Consider the following 15814-nt stretch of genomic DNA (forward strand, 5'->3'; position numbering starts at 1 on the left):
GCCTGCTAATTTAATGTTCTTCACACAGGGTCAGGCCTTGAGTAATGAAGTCACCATAGGAAATTTTGAGCCCTTCAAACTTTGGGTCGTCCAGCCATATTTCTTCCACCTTGCTTATGGAAGGATTATTATGGGATGCCCCTTTAGCTGAACTGTTAAGCGCATAAATTTTACCATTATTGGCCTTACCGTAAATCTCTTTATACCCGGAACAGTAGACTTCCATTTCGGTGACTGCAAAAGGCCACTCACCTGCATATTGATCCTTGGTGAATTTCAATGTTTTTTTGGCTGGGGCACTACAGCTGATGACTGCTATCAAAACAGGCAGCAAAAAGTTTTTTTTCATAGGTTGAATTTAATGGAGCTGAATTACCTATACATCATGGGAATATTTTACGGCTAACCGTAATAGTCTTCTTTAATCAGACAATATTCTTACATGAGCCCCTTAAACAGGTTAACTTTTCCCTCCGGCAGTATCCCGCCATTTTAAATACTCCGGATGTCACTTTCAATGCGGTCAATCTGATCGGTCGTTGGAATAGGCTTCAGTTCCTTAAGGGAAACTGCCGGCAGATCATATGTACAATATCTTTTCAATCAAAATTATAAAAATTTCATCGGTACTACGAAAAAGTAGTGATTTTATGTGATTTCCATTACTCAATTTTACCTCAGTAAAGTTGATCAACTGTTCAAACCTATTAACATCAAAAATCACCGTTATGAATATTGAAAGAACAGAATTTATTGTCTGGATGGAACGGATCATGGAACGATTCGACATCCTGAAAGAACAGGTTGTAAACAGCCAATCCCGATTTATAGAAGTAGATGGTGAGCAATTGCTTGATAACCAGGATGTGCTGCAACTCCTTAAAATAAGCTCAAGATCCCTGCAACGCTACCGTACCAATAAAAAGCTGCCTTATTACACGATCAGCGGAAAGCTGTATTACAAGCTATCCGATGTGCACCACCTCATCAGGGAATCCTTAAAATCCTGACCTCATCAGGACAATAGCAGCCAAATAAGTCAAAGCCTTACCCTATTTCAAAAGAGTAAAGCCCTGGAATTTAATTTCATCCCATTAAACTTTTAGAAAATGGAAGAAACAACTCAAGATCAGGATTCAACGGCTGAAATCCAGCCTGCATCAGATACACTGTTGGTTTTGGATAAAGACACCAATGCCATTGAGATGGTTAGAGGCGTGGATAAAAACGGAACTCTAAAAAAGATTTCTCCCGGAAACAAAAAAGACGATGAGCCTTTAATCAGAGTGGATAAACACGGTGATGTGTTCTCCAACTTCTTCTCCAATTTTTACCGGCAGCTCAAGAACCCGTCACGTTTCCACTTTTTCAGGGTTTCGGAATACGATGCCATCAACACCGCAAAAGATCTCCAACGGTATGTTGACCAGGCATCACCGGAAGAAAAAGAGAAACTGAAGGACTATAAGGTATTACCAAAAGAGACGAACCCAATAAAAAATCAGAATACAATGGAAAACACACCCAACACCGAAACGGAGTACCGTTACTCAGCAGAACAGATCGACTGGAAGACCCTGGAAAAGCTTGGTCTCAACAAGGAAAAACTTGAAAAGCTCAATGCCTTGGACTCCATGCTCAGAGGATTCAAAACGAATACTTTAGTCCCTATTACTATTCGGCTTGGCAGTGCTGTCAGCAAAATGGACGTGCGCCTTTCCCTGCAACCCTCAGATACGGAAGGGGTTTCTGTCCAGCTCCATGCCATCCGAAGGGAACCCAACTATAACCTGAAATTCCTGGGTCATGAGTTCAGTGATGAAGACAAAAAGAATCTCAGGGAGAGTGGGAATATGGGAAGGGTAGTGGATCTGGTCAATCCCAAGACCGATGAAATCATTCCATCCGTGATCAGCCGTGACCGGCTTACCAACGAACTGGTCGCTTACCGGGCAGAGTACATGAAGGTTCCCGATGAAATCAAGGGGATAAAACTCGATGACCATCAAAAACAGACCTTGCTCGAAGGTAAGCCCTTATATCTTGAAGGCATGACCTCCACCAAAGGAGAACTGTTTGATGCGACGGTTCAGTTCAATGCAGATAAGCGGTATGTTGAATTTATCTTCAATAACAATCAAAAACAAGATCAAAGACAGCAACGCAATCAGGCACAAAACACAACGGATCAGCAAAGCCAAAATACGGACGGTCAGGCGCCACGGGTTTTCAGAGACCGAGAACTGGATGACAAGCAATACGAAAAATTCAGAGCAGGAGAAACCGTTTATGTCGGTGGTCTGACCGACAGTAAAGGGAAAGAATATCAAGGCTACATTACCTTCAACCAAGAAACCTCCAAGACCGAGTTTTCCTTCACCAATCCCAATCAGCTCAAAGAAAAAGCGCAACCCTCGGAAGACCACAAAACCCAGAAGGCTGTCAACACCGATGGTAAAACCAATGAAGCGACCAAGAATATCAAAGAGCCGCTGAATTCCAAACAACAGCAACCCAATAACGAACAACAGGAGGCAGAACAGCAAAAGAAACCCGCACGATCACAAGGACGTAAACTATAATTAAAAATCAAAAGACATGAAAGCCATTATTGCAGAAAAACCAAGTGTAGGTAGAGAGATCGCGCATCTTCTCAATGCCTCTGAAAGAAAAGAAGGTTACTTAACAGGAAACGGGTATTGTATTACCTGGGCATTAGGTCACTTGGTATCATTGGGAATGCCGGAAGATTATGGTATGAGAGGCTTTGATAAAGCCTCTATACCCATCTTTCCCAATCCATTCCAACTAATGCCAAGAAAAACCAAACAATCAAACACCTACAAGCCAGATCCCTCTGCTTTAAAACAACTGAAAGTTATAAAAGATGTGATCAACCAATGCGACAGCATTATCGCTGCAACAGACGCCGGAAGGGAAGGTGAATTGATCTTCCGGTATATCTATGATTACCTGAAATGCACCAAGCCATTCGAGCGGCTCTGGATCAGTTCACTGACTGAAAAAGCCATCACCGAAGGATTCAAAAAGCTTCAGCCCGGCTCACACTTCGACAATCTCTACAATGCTGCAAAAGCCAGAAGCGAAGCCGATTGGCTCGTAGGCATCAATGCCAGCCAGGCATTGAGTATCGCTGCTCAAAACGATATCTATTCCTTAGGCAGGGTTCAGACCCCTACATTGGCTTTAATCTGCAAAAGATTTCAGGATCACAACAATTTCAAAAAAAGAAATACTGGCAGATCCAGCTCAAGCACCGTAAGGATTATGCAGATTTCACAAGCCTGTCCGATGCCCATTGGGAGGAAGAAAAGCAGGCGAACCAAATTTTAAAGGCCATAGAACGCGAGGGCAGAGCCACCATTGAGGATGTATCCATCAAAACGGTAAAAGAGCAATCGCCCTTGCTTTTTGATCTGACAGAACTTCAAAAAGAAGCCAACAGAAAACTCGGGCTTTCAGCAGACGAGGTGCTGCAGATTGCACAAAGCCTCTATGAGAAAAAGTTCATTACCTATCCGAGAACCGGCAGCAAATACATTCCCGAAGACCTGTGGGCAGAGATTCCCGAACTCATAAGAATCATCAATACAACCCATCAGTACAAGCCGGCCACAGCAACATTAAAATTCGGCAATTTCAATAAACGAATCGTCAACGACCTAAAAGTCACCGATCACCATGGACTGTTACCCACCACAAAAATCCCATCGGCGTTAACGGCCAGTGAAAAAAGTATATATGATATGATCGTGTACCGGTTACTGGAATCCTTATCAGAACACTGTTCAAAAGAAATCACGCACATCACTATCAAAGTCCATCACTACCTGTTCAGTATCAAAGGCTCAAAAATAATCATCAAAGGCTGGCGTGCTGTCAGAGGGATTCTAAGTGATAATACAAATTCCGATGCCGAAGAAAATCTTATTGACCTTCCGGAATTCAAAACCGGTGACGAGCTTAAAATTTCAAACACCGAACTCCAAGAGAAGGTAACCACACCTCCCAAACTTTACACCGAAGCTCATTTATTAGCAGCCATGGAAAATGCAGGCAGGCAGATCGAAAATAAAGACCAGCAGCAGATCCTTCAAAGTATCGGCATTGGCACTCCTGCAACCCGGGCATCCATCATTGAAACCCTGCTCAATAGAAACTACATCAACCGAAAAAATAAAACATTGGTTCCGACTGCAAAAGGACTGCAAGTATTTGAACTCACCAAAGACAAAAAAATAGCCAATGTAGAAATGACCGCAGAGTGGGAAATAGCGCTGAATAAAATTGAAAAAGGTGAACTCAATAAAAACCAATTCATCAATGACATCCAACAGTACACAAAAGAAATCACGAGCGAACTGTTATCACTGCATATTCCCCAAGAAAACATCCCACAACTCAACTGCCCTAAATGCCAACGACATCACCTCATCATCAAAGAGAAAATCATACAATGCCCCAATGAACAATGCAACTGGATTCTCTTCAGAACCATATGCGGAGTACAAATCAGCATTAAAGATCTTACTTTATTAATAACTCAAAACCAAACATCATTAATCAAGAATATGAAAAGCAAAAACGGTAAAAAGTTTGATGCTTACTTAGCTTTAGATGATAAATCAAATTTAATTTTTAAATTCTGCTAAGTAATTAAGGGTGAAATATTGTCATTTTCTGCAATCAACTTTAAGCCAATTCCCTGCACAAAATTTTATACTCCTGTAATGAATTTGCAAACTCTTGGGCGAATTCAAAATTACTTATTTGATATTCCTCATTAACACCAGTGCCTGATGAAAATCTCAGCCTTCCATACTGAACGACTGGTATTTGGTAATTGCTCTTGAATCTTTTGTCAGGAGTTCCGTTCTTATTGACTTTCGCCCATGTTTTTCTGATAACTTTTGAATCACGAGGAACAGCGCTGGTTTCAGTAAAACTTACAGGAGAAAATGTTATATTAAGTTCGTCAAACCCAATAATTGCAAAGTTCTGATCGTTGTTATACATCAGTATAAATGTTGGATAAAAATATAAATCAGCTCCATTCACATTTTGAAAATATATGGCTTCATAGTTTGATTTAATAATGGGAAGCGATCTAAAACCAATTCTTGCATCTCTTCTGTTGACCAATGTACTTGCACTAGATCGGGCAGCCACACGATCCTGAAAATGCGCTCCGGTAATATCCCATACTTTATGGGCAGTGGTTAGATTTTTAAAAGAATGCTGTAATTGTTCATATTTTCTCTTAGAGGGATCATCGAACTGTATGTCGATATTAACAGCCGAATTATCAATAACAATCTGGGTTTCTTTAAGAGCTACTTTTTGTGCATTAATATCCTCATTTAACTGTTGTACAATATTTTTGTTTACCAACCCATATATAAAGAAATAACTTGCAACTTTCTTGGTCTTGGTAAAGGTTAATGCTTTTTTTATTTTCTTCAGATCCGTCTTCAATTCCGCTTTTTGCTGTTGAGACATTAAGATAGATTCTTTGATACCTTTCATATTTTGAGAGGTGATCTCATGAATATCGGCACTAAAAATGTTATCCGATAACTCAGCGTAAAAAGGTGGTTGATCAGGATAAGATGGCGAGGATGTCCTTGTTGATGAAGAACCTGAAAGCCTGTATGAATTTGAAAAACCTGAAAAATTGGTATTAAGTCTCGTGCCTGATGAACTCAAATTTACACTTATTCCTTTGAACCCAATACTCGTTGAAATTCCTCTTTTGCTGAAATTCAAATGCACACCGGGAATTATTTTGATTCTCTTTCTGTATGACCAAGCCATGATATAGTTTTTAAGATGTTTGAAATCACAAATCTAAGCTACTACAGACAGAAAAATTTACGGAAAACCGTAATCTCATCAAGAATTATTCTTCCTTATCTCATTGAGTTTTTCAATCAACCTCTCTTTCTCACCACTTCCCGTCGTGGAAAATCGTACCAAAGGTATTCTATATTTTTCTAAAATTTCATTCTTCATACGATCTCTTCCGGCTTGTCGGCTTTCCATTTTATGGTATTCATATCCATCCACTTCTATGGCTAACACGGGATTTTTTCCTAGTTTATTGTAAATTAGAAAATCGAGATGTGTGGCGTGATGTTTGGCGTAACGCTCTTCCTCAGGACTTAATCGGGAAAAATCTAATAGTAAATTTCTTAAGGGATGATGGATAATAACGCTATATTTTGAAAATTGATCGTCGGACAACACTTCCCTTATTAATACATACATAAGATTTTCACTATCGAAAACAGATTTTTTTTTTTGATCTGATAAAAGGGCTCTTCTTTTTTCTTCATATCCTTTGTAGAGGTAATCAAAAATAGAATGTACTTCACTCTTGATCGTACTGAAATTATTGTAATCAATATAGCGGATCAGATCTGAGATGTTGGTGTCGTTGTCACCTTCATTTCCGTTCACCAATAAAATCAGCTGATCTTTGGCTCTTGAAATGGCTACATTCAGGCGGTTTGGGTTGTCGGTAAATTCGGAGATTTCATTATCTACTGTGGAGAGAATAATCACGTCATTTTCTCTTCCCTGAAACTTGTCCACCGTATCGGCTTTGATATCTGTTCCCTGAAAGGTTCGTTGTAATGCGATGGTCTGATTTCGGTATGGCGTTACAATTCCCAGATTCACACCTTCCAGCTTTTGCTGTGGAATGATTTCCTGAATAATCACATCAATCTGCCGTTGATTCTCTCTTTGACGGGCATGATTGCCTTCAGTTGTTTTATAGACTAGCAAAGGTTCTCTTTCCGTCTTTCCTTCCGAAAGGATGATCAGCTGATCGTTATAAAACTTACGGTTACAAAAATCAATGATTTTAGGATGGCAGCGATAATGTTCTTTTAACAGTGTTTTAGGAACATTCGGAAATACTTCTGTTACCGAAGAAAGCAGGCTATGATTTGAATACCGATAAGGTTCCGGAATATCATAGCTCTTAAAGATCTGATCTGTATTCTCCGCTGTTGCAGAATCTACTACATTGGGAAGCTGTTTTAAATCTCCAACAATGACAGCATGCTTTGCACAGGATAATGCAAGTACCCCTGTTGCAAGATCCACCTGTGAAGATTCATCCACAATGACATAATCGTAGACTATATTTTCAGCAAGGCTTCTTCTTAATGAGTAGGTGGTACTCATAATGACAGGATAATCTTTAATAAATTCCTCTGATTTAAAACGAAGATCCCATTCGGTATATTCTGAACGTTCCTGTCCCTTATATTTTTGGTAGAGTTTGTTTTTAAACAGCTGCATCGATCCTTCCGTATATTCTTTCATTTTATCGTGGAAGGAAAAATGCTGTAATGTATTGTGCAGCTCCTGCTTTCTGAGTTCAAGTTCTGAAATTTTTATTCTATAGTATTTCGACTGAACAATCCTGATCATCTCTTCATAGGATAAGGTATAAAAAATCTTATCTCTCACCCCATACAGAAAAGGGAATATCAGTTTGCGCCACCAGTAAAACCTTTTACCAGTTTTCTCATAGTCTTCCAACGTCACCCATAAAGAAAGCAGCTGATCTGAACTCACATTCTTTTTAAAACGAATTTCAGTTGCCAATGTTACATCATCTGTAAAATGCTGATGCTCTGTTTTGATTTTATCAATTTCCAGTGCAAGTAAAGCCAACTTATTCTTTAATTCCAACTTTTCAGCAAGCTCAGCAAAAAGAAGGGGAATAGACTGCATAAGGGATTGTTCTTGTTCTTCCTCTAATCTAAAATCTGATAGATCCGGTATTTCAGTCTGAGCATCGATAAATTCTTTTTTATTCTGGCTGCTTCCCAATAATGCCGCTATAAAAGAAACCCCATTGCGTTCCAGCTTTTCGAAAACATTTTTTGTCGCTGAATTATTGCTTGAAACAACAGCCACACTTTGATTATTCATTACTGCATTGGCAATAATATTAAGAATAGTCTGGGTCTTTCCTGTTCCGGGAGGACCTTCTACAACACTTAAAGGATTTGAAAATGCATGGTCAACTCCTTTTCTCTGGCTCAAATTAAAACCAAAAGGAAAGATTTCAATAGGTGAGGCGTGATAATTCTTACCGGGTTCTTTCCCATTAAGATAATTGTAAAGAATTGAAGTGTCAGGAATAAAACGGATACTCCCATAGCTGTTAGCAAGAATATTATTGCCTTCCTCTGTTTTCAAACCAACACTTTCTGCAATCGCCTTCAGATAAGAAAAAATATTTCCTGCTCTCTCACTTTGAATGGCAGATCTCACAACTTTAATTCTATGTTGAGGATAAGAATACGCTTTACCACTGCTTTTATACACCAAGACACACTTATTGCCCTCAAAAGAATAAGATTCTACTTCATCAGTTTTGTCTTTACCATCAATGTAGATTGCTTCTTTTCTAAGAGTATGTGCTGTAGTATTTTGCATGGTTTATTGGTTGTTTACAAATATAACAACTTGATGTGAAATTCTTAGAGACAGAATGAGTTAAAATGTAATGGCATTTTAAGTGGTATTGTCCATACAGATAAATCAGATATAAATAATTATAAAATTCTTATGCAAGATAATACCTGTCAATGTTCCGTGGGCGGAAAAATTTCAGTTCACGATAAGGGCATGGAGAGAAGTATGACGTTGATTGTTACAACATTTCAAGATCTTATACAATCATAATAATGATTGCTTTTCAAAGCAACAAAGAGTACCCCACGACAAGAATTACTGCGGCGATTGTAGCTTTAATGGTGGGGTTTTTATTGGCCAAAACTTTTTAAAAATTCTTAAGGTCATTTTAATTCCTTAATTTCTGCGGTAACTTTTGTTAGTCGAATAGCAATTGCAGCTGCAAGCAAATAAGGGGAGATGAATAACAATGTCCATTCTAAACTACTTTTATGCAGTAGATCATTATTCTCAAGGTATTCTTTCTTTGAACTTTGAGTTCATCCAATAAAAACCTGTAGATTTTGTTGCCTGTTGTACATAACTGTCATCTGCAGAATTTAGGAACCTCTCATAGGAGAGTGATAAAGTATCAATATAATTTAGATATTTATCAACCCAAATAGTATCTAGGTATTTAAATACTGCTCAAAGAATTTTCCTGCCTTTATAAAACTTTTAGCTCGTTTTTGACCATTAAATTCTGAATATTTAAAACCGTTTATTGTATAGGAAAAGTATTTATATTGATCTCCAGCGCTTTCAGTCAAACCATCGCAAATAAAAATCAATGGTTGCTCAAAATAATTTGTTCTTGTCAACGAAAATTCCTTTCTAAGAGAAGTCATTGAACCTATGATGCCGATAAGTCCTAAGGATACCCAAAAATAATCCACTATTTTCCAAAACTTTTTTGATTGAGGACGAGCATGAATAAGTAAAGCGTGAAATATTATTAAAAGCACGAAAGCTGTTAGTAGCGGAAACCAATAGTTCATAAATCTGCGAATTTGAATTTCTCTAAAATTAAGCAAATATTTGGTAGAATTTTTAATAGAGAATTTTGTTGGCAAAGAGATTTTTTAATACAAATAGAAATAGATTGAACGAATATAATAATTTTACGATTTTACTCTAATTAAGTACTTTTAATTATATTTGAAAAAACTTATAATCAAATCTATAAATGTATACTAGCTCTATATTCATCTATATCTATAATCTAATGTCTATAAAACTCAAGGTTAATTAGGATAGATAAGTGATCAGTTTCTGAATAGCAAGGATTAAAATATATTTTTCCACAAATACATATAATTAGAAGTGTATTAAAACTATTTCATAGTTAACTAGATTGATAATTATTTATTTGAATTAAGGCTATTACAATTTAAAACTAAAAAAAATGAAAAAAATAAGCTTTAAAAATTTTCGTCGCTTCAAGAATTTTCCTAATATAGACTTGGGACATATATCAATCCTGGTAGGACGTAATAATTCAGGAAAATCTACAATGGTAAAAGCATTATTACTACTACTGGATTATCTTCAAAATCAGCAATATAATAGATTTTCATTTACTAACACTTCTTTAGAGGATGCTAATATAGTTACTTTTGGTAGAGCAAAAAATAATAGCTCTGATGTTTCAGATATTTCTATTGAATTTGGAATAGGTGGTTATTTATTTTCAATATCAATTTTTGGAAATGATGATGATACAAATGCTAATGTTTCTAAGCTGCACATAAAAGATCTAAACCTTAATACTGATTTTGAAATTAATTATTCTGAGAAAATATTGAAAATAACAAAATACAATTCTCACATTGGATTAAAAGTGGATGCCTTAGGTGATTTAATTAGTGAATCAGAAGATATAGATAAGGAGTTAAAAAATAATGATTTTAAAAACACATCTCACGAAAAACTCAGGCTGCTTGACAGATACAATAGTTTAATTGAAAAAATTGATGCTTTTAATAAAAATATGGTTAAGGAAAAAGGAGTTGGTGTTAATGAGCAATTGTTTAGCTTAGCATATGATCTACCTACAAATTTGCAAAACCGAACTGAGGATACTATACTTCAAGAATTAGTTAGTGACTTTATTTTTCAAAATGATGCAAGTATTAGAAGGTACAAAAGCTATATTGACGACATTAAAGCATCAAATGAAATTATTGAAAAAAGCAAAGATCAAGAAGAAGTTTTAAATGCGAGAGAAAAAGCTGAATATGCACAAGGGAAAATTAATGAATTGAATTTGACATACGAAACTCTAGAGGAGAAGATTCAGGAACTTGTTGATATAGATAATTATAGATCTGAGCTTTCAAAATCTATTGATAATATTGTAAAAACAATAAAAAATACAAAATTATATTACCTTGGGGCAAATCCTGCAAAACAATCTGCACTTTTCTCAATTCGTGACAAACAAAATAATTTAGCACAGGCTATTCATGAGTTTAAACAATCTAATATTAGTAAGGGAGAACAAGAATATAGGTTTGTTCAACATTGGATGAAGGAGTTTGAAGTTGGGGTAGATTTTGATATTAAGTTTTATGCTGGTGAAGCGTATGAGTTCTTTATATATGATGACGATGAAGCCCATTTTAAAACTCACTTGGCTGATAAAGGAATGGGATCAATTCAATCCATGATGATCATTTTAAAGGTTGCAACAATCATAAAGAAGTATAATGATATTCTAAAATCTATTACTATAATAGTTGAAGAACCTGAATTAAACTTGCATCCAGCTTTACAAAGTAAACTTGCAAACTTCTTTCATGAGGTAAATATTGAGTATGGGATTGATTTTATTATTGAAACTCATTCAGAGTATATAATTAGAAAATCCCAATTATTGGTTGTAGATAATGAATATACAGATTCGAATGGATTAAATCCTAATCCATTTACAATTAATTATTTTGATATTAATAATGGACCATATCCTATGAACTTTACTAAAAATGGGAAATTCGATAAAAATTTTGGAGAAGGTTTTTATGATGAGGCAGCAAAAAGTACAATTGCATTAATTAGAAAACAAAATAAATTAGAGCAATAATGTTTACGATTTACAGTGACAAAAATATATTTGAAAGTTTAATTTCATCTTTTGAGGAGTTTCCTAACTGGAATAGAATAATTAATGACCATGCTGAAATAGTTTTGGATACTGATCAAACCATATTAGATAGTCAAATAGAAGACCCTGAAAACATTCTATTTTTATTTTTACATTCGAATGCTAGGTCTATAGAGTTAAAATCAGCAAAGCCAATATTTCAAAATATATATTCAAAATTAGATACAGTACTTGACGATCCTAAAGCTGTTTACTTTCTAAATCTAACACAATCAGAAGCCGAAAAACTTCAGGAAGATACTGGAATTATTATCAACTGCGGAAATAAAATAGATGATGATATACTATTAAAAGGAGTAAACTTGGATTGGTTGGCAGAGGAAGAAATCCAAAATAATTGGGCTAATATTTTAACACCATTTTATAATTACCCGTCAAATTCAATAATAATTAATGACAGAAATTTATTTAGCAATGAAGAAAGACGTGTTAATATTGGGGTTAATAATATTCTGCGAATCTTAGGAAACTTATTGCCAATTAGTTTAGCAGTGGATTATCATATTTTAATACAAACCGAGCAGAAACCCGAAACAAAAAATAAAAGTAAATGTGACGATCTAGCACGACTTCTAAATGAAGGTATTAGAGCATTGAGAAGTTACAATTTTCAAATTGAGATTATCTTTTACTTTGCTGGAACTAATTTTTATAAGCATACACATAATAGACGTATTTATTCAAATTACAAATATGGTAAAAGTGAAAATAGTTTGGCTTCTTTTAAAATACATAATTTAAACATTACTAGAAATGATGATAGTTTTAGTTTAATAAGCTTTTTTAATAGACTAAGCTCCGCTAGTGACACAGAAAATTTTCTTATAGCACATAGAAATGGTACTAATAGATCGAAAGAAATTAGCGCGGACTGTGTTGATAAAATAAATAAGAATGGACCGAATGATAGATATTATAGATATTATCTAAATGGTTCTGAAATCGTCCAAGGACAAGCAATATCAATTTATAATAGACTCCTAAATTAAAGTTTTTCAATAATCTTTCTTACAAGTATTATATTTGCAGTCTAAAATAAGTTAGAGAGAATGAGTAACAATAGAGTGGAAGTCGGGTTTATTTGGCAGATTACAGATGATGTTTTAAGAGATGCGTTCAAGAAAAATGAGATTGGTGATGTTGTGCTACCTTTTGTTGTTTTACGAAGGTTAGATTGTATCCTGGAAACAGTAAATGACACAGTTAGAGCGTCCTACAACACGTATAAAACAAAAATCGCAGAAGACAAACTAGATCCAATCCTTAGAAAATCGGCTGGAGGTTTGAAATTCTATAACGTTTCAAAACATAATCTAAATTCATTAAGAGATGATGCTCGTAATATAGAAATTAATTTTAATAATTATCTAAATGGTTTTAATCAGGAAGTCCGTGATATATTAGAAAACTTTCAATTTGATAAAATTGTTTCTAGACTTATCAAGAATAAGTTACTTTATGAAATGATTGATGCGATATGCAAAATTGATTTACACTCTGAAAGATTAGACAATCATGGAATGGGATATGTTTTTGAAGAACTTATTCGTATATCTAATGAACAATCAAATGAAACGGCTGGAGAACATTTTACGCCAAGAGATGTTATTGCGCTTATGAATGCAATTATGTTTTCCACTGAGAAAAATATACTTAATCAAAAAGGAATAATAAGAACCATTTTTGATCCTGCTTGTGGTACTGGTGGAATGGTTAATTTAGGAAAGAAATATATATTGGATTCTCTTTTAAAAGATTCTCTTTTAAAACCAACCATTCAAACTTATGGGCAAGAGTTAAATGAACAATCATATGCAATTGCCAAGTCTGAGGCTTTAATCACAGGAGAAGATTCTAACAATATAAAACATGGTAATTCATTTTCTAACGATCAATTTGTTGGAAAGCATTTTCATTATATGATGGCTAATCCTCCATATGGAGTTACTTGGAAGAAAGATCAACGTTTTATTGAAAATGAATCTCTCAATCCTTCTGGAAGATTTTATGCTGGCACACCAAGAACTTCGGATGGGCAATTATTGTTTTTGCAACACATGATTTCCAAAATGGAGCACGAAGGTAGCCGTATTGCTGTAGTTACTAATGGTTCTCCTCTTTTTACAGGAGATGCTGGTAGTGGAGAAAGTGATATTCGTAAGTGGATAATAGAAAATGATTGGCTTGATTGTATTATTGCGCTTCCAAAAGATCTTTTTTATAATACAGGTATAAATACATATATTTGGTTTTTAACTAATAATAAACAAAACGATCGGAGGGGTAAGGTTCAATTAATTAATGCCGTTAATTTTTGCCGTCCTAATAAAAAGAGTTTGGGAAATAAAAGAAATGAAATTACTGATGATCATATTAAAGATATCTTAGATATTTACACAAGTTTCAGTAATTCTGAAAATTGTAAAGTTTTTAATAATAATGACTTTGGATATTTTCAGTTTACAGTGGAACAGCCACTTTATAATGAAAAAGGTAAGCCAATTTTAGACAAAAATAAAAAGAAGAAGGCGGATAGTAAAAAGAGAGATAAGGAAAATGTACCTTTAAATGTTGATATCGACAGGTATTTTGAAGATGAAGTTTTGTCTCATATACCAGATGCTTGGATTGACTTTACAAAAACACGTATAGGGTATGAAATAAATTTCACCAAATATTTTTATGAATATAAACAAGTTAGAGATAGTCATGAGATTCTGTCTGAAATAAATGAACTTGAGAAGAATATTGAAGTTTTATTGAAAGAATTATTGAATTAATGAATAAAAATAGAAATTATAAAGCAACCAATTCAAATTTCATTCCTTTTATTCCCTTTTCATGGAAAAAATATAGAGTAAAAAATTTAGTTGATCAAAATTTATATTATCCTATTGGTGACGGTGATCATGGATCAATAAAGCCTGAGATGTACTTAGATTATGGAATCCCATATATTCGAGTACAAAATCTGAGCTGGAATGGCGAACTTAAGTTAGATAATGTTGTTTATATTAATGAGAAGGTTCAAAATGATAATACAAAAAGCATTTTGAGACCAGGTGATATTTTAATTGCTAAAACCGGAGCTACAATTGGTAAATTAGGTTATATTCCGCAAAATTTGCTTCAAGCAAATACAACGTCTTCAGTCGGAAAGCTTACGGTAGATTTTAAAAGATTTGATCCAAAATACATATTATATTGTTTTCAAGCCGAACATTTTCACGATCAAATATGGATAAGTGCTTCTCAAAAATCAGCTCAACCTGGATTTAATATAGATGATTTTGTGAATTTTGAAATTGCCAGTCCAAAACTGGAACTTCAATTGAAAATTGTATCGTATTTAGACTCAAAAACTTCAAAAATTGATAATATTATTGAATGTAAAAAAAGTTTGATTATTGCTCTTAATGAAAAAAAGCAATCTATAATAGATGAAGCTATAACCAGAGGTTTAGAACCCAATAAATCATTTAAATACTCTGGAATTAAGGATCTAAATATGATACCTGTTGATTGGAAAATCTCATATCTTAAATATTTTGTTTCCTTAAAAGGTAGATTAGGCTGGAAAGGGTTAAAAGCTGATGAGTATGTTGAAAACTCAGGATATGGTTTTCTTTCAACACCAGATATAAAAAATGATAAGATTGATTTTACTACAATAAATCATATTACAAAGGAAAGATATTTGGAATCACCTGAAATAATGCTGAAGGTAAACGATGTATTATTAGTAAAAGATGGATCAACTTTAGGAATTACAAATATTGTGAAGGATTTACCATTTGAAACTACTGTAAATTCTTCGATAGGTGTTTTGAGAGTATTTGATGAAAGTCTTTTATTACCTGACTATTTGTTATATTATTTGAGAAGCAGTTTTATGCAAAATAAAATTAACGAATTGAAAGCGGGGCAAGGAGTTCCCCACTTATTTCAAAAAGACATTAAAAATTTCACTATATTAATACCGCCACTGAATGAACAAACTTTAATAGTTGAAAAGATACAGAATTACAATGAAAAAATAGATTTGTTAAACACATTATTAGAAGAGTCAATAATAAAACTGCAACTTTACCGTCAACGAATAATTTCTGAAGTTGTTACTGGTAATACACATATTAATGTTTGTTAATTCAC

Annotated in this window: 10 protein-coding genes and 1 pseudogene; 7 read left to right on the top strand and 4 right to left on the bottom strand. The window is 34.5% G+C overall.

Features of this window, described 5'->3' with window-relative positions; translation table 11 throughout:
- Positions 1-10 precede the first annotated feature (10 nt).
- The gene (locus tag ACKX2A_RS17880) at positions 11-349 is read right to left on the bottom strand and encodes a DUF2511 domain-containing protein (RefSeq protein WP_415326290.1); all 339 of its coding nucleotides are present in this window, start codon (positions 347-349) and stop codon (positions 11-13) included.
- A gap of 379 nt (positions 350-728) precedes the next feature.
- Between ACKX2A_RS17880 and ACKX2A_RS17885 the strand changes: the two genes are divergently transcribed.
- The 3 genes and pseudogenes from ACKX2A_RS17885 to ACKX2A_RS17895 all read left to right on the top strand — a co-directional run bounded on the left by ACKX2A_RS17885 (position 729) and on the right by ACKX2A_RS17895 (position 4673).
- Positions 729-1010, top strand: coding sequence for a helix-turn-helix domain-containing protein (locus ACKX2A_RS17885; RefSeq protein WP_415326291.1), 282 nt, complete (start codon positions 729-731; stop codon positions 1008-1010).
- A gap of 99 nt (positions 1011-1109) precedes the next feature.
- The gene (locus tag ACKX2A_RS17890; protein WP_415326292.1) at positions 1110-2582 is read left to right on the top strand and encodes a DUF3945 domain-containing protein; all 1473 of its coding nucleotides are present in this window, start codon (positions 1110-1112) and stop codon (positions 2580-2582) included.
- Positions 2583-2598: 16 nt separating this feature from the next.
- A pseudogene (locus ACKX2A_RS17895) lies at positions 2599-4673 on the top strand (DNA topoisomerase 3).
- Positions 4674-4713: 40 nt separating this feature from the next.
- Here ACKX2A_RS17895 and ACKX2A_RS17900 read toward each other — a convergent pair.
- The 3 genes from ACKX2A_RS17900 to ACKX2A_RS17910 all read right to left on the bottom strand — a co-directional run bounded on the left by ACKX2A_RS17900 (position 4714) and on the right by ACKX2A_RS17910 (position 9497).
- Positions 4714-5835 carry a DUF4236 domain-containing protein gene (locus ACKX2A_RS17900; RefSeq protein ID WP_415326293.1) on the bottom strand — a complete coding sequence of 374 codons (1122 nt, stop codon included), beginning with the start codon at positions 5833-5835 and terminating at the stop codon, positions 4714-4716.
- Between the two features lie 78 nt (positions 5836-5913).
- Entirely contained in the window at positions 5914-8481 is a 2568-nt protein-coding gene (locus ACKX2A_RS17905) for an AAA domain-containing protein (RefSeq protein WP_415326294.1), read from the bottom strand.
- Between the two features lie 647 nt (positions 8482-9128).
- A complete protein-coding gene (locus ACKX2A_RS17910) occupies positions 9129-9497 on the bottom strand; it encodes a hypothetical protein (RefSeq protein WP_415326295.1) in 369 nt (122 codons plus the stop codon).
- A gap of 407 nt (positions 9498-9904) precedes the next feature.
- Here ACKX2A_RS17910 and ACKX2A_RS17915 point away from each other — a divergent pair, with 407 nt between their 5' ends.
- From ACKX2A_RS17915 to ACKX2A_RS17930, 4 genes are read left to right on the top strand one after another with little or no spacing between them, the layout of a single operon-like run.
- Positions 9905-11581 carry an AAA family ATPase gene (locus tag ACKX2A_RS17915; RefSeq protein ID WP_415326296.1) on the top strand — a complete coding sequence of 559 codons (1677 nt, stop codon included), beginning with the start codon at positions 9905-9907 and terminating at the stop codon, positions 11579-11581.
- The gene (locus tag ACKX2A_RS17920) at positions 11581-12651 is read left to right on the top strand and encodes a hypothetical protein (protein ID WP_415326297.1); all 1071 of its coding nucleotides are present in this window, start codon (positions 11581-11583) and stop codon (positions 12649-12651) included. Before ACKX2A_RS17915 ends, ACKX2A_RS17920 begins: the two co-directional genes overlap by 1 nt.
- 60 nt (positions 12652-12711) lie before the next feature.
- Positions 12712-14442: a type I restriction-modification system subunit M gene (locus ACKX2A_RS17925; protein ID WP_415326298.1), complete on the top strand. Its 1731-nt coding sequence runs from the start codon at positions 12712-12714 to the stop codon at positions 14440-14442.
- Positions 14442-15809, top strand: coding sequence for a restriction endonuclease subunit S (locus ACKX2A_RS17930; RefSeq protein ID WP_415326299.1), 1368 nt, complete (start codon positions 14442-14444; stop codon positions 15807-15809). The genes ACKX2A_RS17925 and ACKX2A_RS17930 overlap by 1 nt, the downstream gene beginning before the upstream one ends.
- The last annotated feature ends 5 nt before the right edge of the window (positions 15810-15814 follow it).

The organism is Chryseobacterium sp. MMS23-Vi53 (genome assembly GCF_047651245.1).
GTDB lineage: Bacteria > Bacteroidota > Bacteroidia > Flavobacteriales > Weeksellaceae > Chryseobacterium.

What these genes read in the sequence shown, in the direction of transcription:
- ACKX2A_RS17880 (WP_415326290.1), bottom strand. Translation starts at nt 349, where the DNA reads ATGAAAAAAAACTTTTTGCTGCCTGTTTTGATAGCAGTCATCAGCTGT.
- ACKX2A_RS17915 (WP_415326296.1), top strand. Translation starts at nt 9,905, where the DNA reads ATGAAAAAAATAAGCTTTAAAAATTTTCGTCGCTTCAAGAATTTTCCT.
- ACKX2A_RS17925 (WP_415326298.1), top strand. Translation starts at nt 12,712, where the DNA reads ATGAGTAACAATAGAGTGGAAGTCGGGTTTATTTGGCAGATTACAGAT.
- ACKX2A_RS17920 (WP_415326297.1), top strand. Translation starts at nt 11,581, where the DNA reads ATGTTTACGATTTACAGTGACAAAAATATATTTGAAAGTTTAATTTCA.
- ACKX2A_RS17910 (WP_415326295.1), bottom strand. Translation starts at nt 9,497, where the DNA reads ATGAACTATTGGTTTCCGCTACTAACAGCTTTCGTGCTTTTAATAATA.
- ACKX2A_RS17905 (WP_415326294.1), bottom strand. Translation starts at nt 8,481, where the DNA reads ATGCAAAATACTACAGCACATACTCTTAGAAAAGAAGCAATCTACATT.
- ACKX2A_RS17900 (WP_415326293.1), bottom strand. Translation starts at nt 5,835, where the DNA reads ATGGCTTGGTCATACAGAAAGAGAATCAAAATAATTCCCGGTGTGCAT.
- ACKX2A_RS17930 (WP_415326299.1), top strand. Translation starts at nt 14,442, where the DNA reads ATGAATAAAAATAGAAATTATAAAGCAACCAATTCAAATTTCATTCCT.
- ACKX2A_RS17890 (WP_415326292.1), top strand. Translation starts at nt 1,110, where the DNA reads ATGGAAGAAACAACTCAAGATCAGGATTCAACGGCTGAAATCCAGCCT.
- ACKX2A_RS17885 (WP_415326291.1), top strand. Translation starts at nt 729, where the DNA reads ATGAATATTGAAAGAACAGAATTTATTGTCTGGATGGAACGGATCATG.